The following is a 3,451-nucleotide window of genomic DNA, read 5'->3' on the forward strand; positions in this document are numbered from 1 at the left end:
AATGCATAGCTATACGGATGTTATCATCGAGCCAAACTACTGGTGTATTGAGTAGTTGTCTTAACTCTTGTTCCAGTTGAGCATTGCCACTTAGCCCCTGGTATTTCCCAATAGTTACCTCAAATTTACCGTTATAATCGAAGTCTAGTGTTGCTTCACCGCATTCGTTATTAAGGAAATAGCGCTCTTTATAGGGATGCTGGTGTATTGAACTTATACGCCACGCGCTATGGTAAAGAGCGTCACTTATAGCCAGTAGTAGTGCAAATAACTCAGGTGTTTTCGGGTTGAATCCTGCGGGTAGCTCTCTGTTTAGCTCGTTCTCTGTAGGTAATCTCTTTTTAGCAAAGTGAAAACGCTGTTTTACAACCAATGGTACTGTTCTGATAGAGGATAAATGCCATTCAGTTTTTGATAGCGGATTAAGCGTAGGATAGTTAAGTATATCCAGCGTATGCATGGTTCGTGTTGTGGCAGTATAAAGCCAACGGAAATAACTATCGGTAGCCGGGTTGTCAGTATCATGGGCAGCACTCGCTTCCAGAATCACTCTCTTAAATGGAGGATGTGACTGCGCCCGATGCACAGTGAGTGCCCAGGCGTAGCGAAGTCGAGCGGCGTAGGTAAATTTACTATTGAGAATCAACTGACTGTGCTTTTTTTGATACTCTTCGCGTGCTGCCTTGTATTCCGAGCTTTTTTTATCCATCCCTTCCAAGGAAGATTTCGACTCCTTAAGCTGCTCATCTGCCTCTACTCGAGCCCAAATTCGTAGTGCCAGCAGTTTGTCAGTATCAAGTTCAGGTTTAAGCGAAGTCAAAAACTCCGGTAGGTAGAGTACGGTGGAAGAAGTGTCATTGCTTTGGAGTGTAACGTGGGCAAATTCAACGGTCGTGGGTTTATCTCGGCCTTTAAGCGTAATGCTTTTACTGAAGAAACCTCTGGCTGCTTGAGTTACTCTTGCGAATTGTCCTGCATGTAGCGGCATGTGTCCACTCAGCGCATCACCATCATGATCAAAACTAAAGGTTTTGTTATAAATTTCAATACGATCCCCTTCAACTAACAGGCCCGGCACTCGTGCCTGCAAATACTTTCCACGGATACCCAAATTTACTGCCTGAGCCCGTTCGTTAGTTGCACAGAGATAAATGCACTCACTGCCTGGAGATATAAGGTCTTCGGCAATCTTAGCTGTCTGCTCTCCCTTGGATATAGTACGGAAGGCTTGCTGTTGGCAAATGGGTAATTGAATAAATTTTTGTGCAGCGAGTTGGCCAACCAATTCGCGCTGAAAATCGAGTTGTTCATTCAGTGATTCCAGATCACGGTCTTGTGATTTCAACTCAACGGTACGGAAAGGTATCTGATTCTGTTGGAATATCTGGCATTCCAACAGACTTTTCTCTTTGGCCCCGCGCCTTAGCTGATAAGGGTCGCCAAGTAATAAAATTTTAGGTAGGGATTGCGGAAGAGTATCCTGGGTTTCACCTTTCAGCAGCAATAATAAATCACTGAGAATATGACCACTGCCGTAAAGTGCAGTCTCTGAAGCAAAGAAATCATTACCGAGCAAATGTGCATCGAAAATGACTAACAAGGACTCTTGTGGTGCTTTAAAAACGTCATGATCCTGACAGCTAACCGGGTGCCACGGCTTACCTTCTTTTATATCTTGGGGATGATGGCTGTAGAGCCAGCTATAGATACTGGTAACTTCTTCTATCTGGCCAGTAACGTGCAGTCTGGCAATTCGAGCATTAGGCGCCAAATAACGCTGAGTAGTTATAGTTTTTGGCATTTGCTTCAGTAGCGCCTGCAGCACTTTACTTTTTCCTGTGCTGTATGCGCCTGTAAGGGCAAAGACCGGACAGGTGCTATCACAGAACCATTCATTGATCGCTGTGAGCGCCTTACTCTGTTCTAAATTGAGCGGTATTGATGGCGAATTTGTGCAAGTATAGTCAGGAAAATCCATTGGTTGGGTGCTCCATCAGAGATGCTAAACAAGAAGTCACGATAGTGGGATAGTATCAAACTAACTTGTGGAAGTTTAACAAGACCTCTACTCGATATAATGTGCATCTAGCACCTTTAACATCTCTTGCTGGTGTTGAGATATTTGTTCTTTTCCCCATGCTTCATCAGCGGCCTGGCGAGTCTCAAAAATTGCTTTGAGCTTCAGTGAATCAAACACTGGCTTAGCATCAAAATCGATTTTTTTCTTACCGACTGCTTGGTTACTGTAAGCAGAATTTTCACCAGGGCTTAAAAGCACAAGATTTCCAAAGCTATCCAGGATCTCTTTATCTAAATAGCGCTGGTACTCTTCTTGCTGCGGATAAACATGCTCAACCGAATTTTTTGCAGTAATACGGTATTTTTTAAACCTAGGATTATCTTTCCACTCGGGTTGATATGATTTCCAAAGAAGAAACTCTAGCTTTTGGAACCAATAATGTTCAAAACGTGTGCCATGGTTTTCAGAAAAATACATCCGCATTTCTGCCCATTTTTTCAGTGACACACTTTCCAATTTTGCCTGTTTAAAACTTACACTTTTCTGCGTTTCATTATCAGCGGCCATAGACAACTCGTTGTCAATCTTTTCTAAAAGGGCTAGAACCTGTTGTTCGTTATCACAGGGTTGTTCTAATAGCCTCCCGAGGAAGGGAGTTAGCCAGTATTGCGCACTACGCTCACCAGTAAACAGGCGTACACTCTGTAAGAGAGTTAATGCATTGATCTCTTTCTGAGAACGATTGATATACCAATGATTTCCGGAGCGGCTATGTGATACATATGTTAGGCGAAGTTCTTCATTTTCCTTATCTTGCTCCATCCACTTGACGACCCAGCGGTCGAACTGATAACGAGTTTTCCACAACAACTCAAAAAAGCTCTTAATTTCTTGTTCTTCGGCAGAGCAGAGATGAGTGAAAATTTCTAGCAGCTTATCGGTATGTAGTCGGGTAGAGATATCGGGTTGTCCATGTCTGGCAAGGTGAATTCGATAGACATGGATCAGCAATAATGGAAAAGAAATTATTGAACGGCAGTACACACCATCTTTGTTTTGAAGAGCTAATTCCTGTTTTTCTGTTTTGAACTCTTCATGGACCTGAGAAAATAGTTCGCTAATATTCATCCCTACAACTGAGTGAGTTTCTTCTTTTGCATATACGTGTAGCAAAGCGGGTACGACTGCCAATTGTTCATCCGTGATGGAATCCCAGTCAGCTTCAGTGAAAGTCTGCCTGGCGTTTCTCTCAAAAAAATTTTCCAGGTGCTGGCAGGTTTGCCAGATAGCATCATAAAAACTTTTGTTAGATTTTATTTTTTTTAAAAGCCGTGATTTTAAAATATCAGATGCTTCCAACTGAACACCCGCCGTGTTCATTGTCGAAAAAAGGAGATTTAAATCCATTGTCCGAGGGACGCAGTTATTAAC

General features: G+C 42.7%; 2 protein-coding genes. Both read right to left on the reverse strand.

What is annotated here, in order from left to right:
• Positions 1-1,978 (reverse strand): hypothetical protein (locus INF86_RS22145; protein ID WP_193543934.1); only part of this gene is annotated, 1,978 nt, incomplete at its 3' end.
• Between the two features lie 87 nt (positions 1,979-2,065).
• Positions 2,066-3,451 (reverse strand): HNH endonuclease family protein (locus tag INF86_RS22150; protein WP_227414850.1); only part of this gene is annotated, 1,386 nt, incomplete at its 5' end.

The organism is Enterobacter cloacae complex sp. I1M (assembly GCF_014982425.1).
GTDB classification, from domain to species: domain Bacteria; phylum Pseudomonadota; class Gammaproteobacteria; order Enterobacterales; family Enterobacteriaceae; genus Enterobacter; species Enterobacter intestinihominis.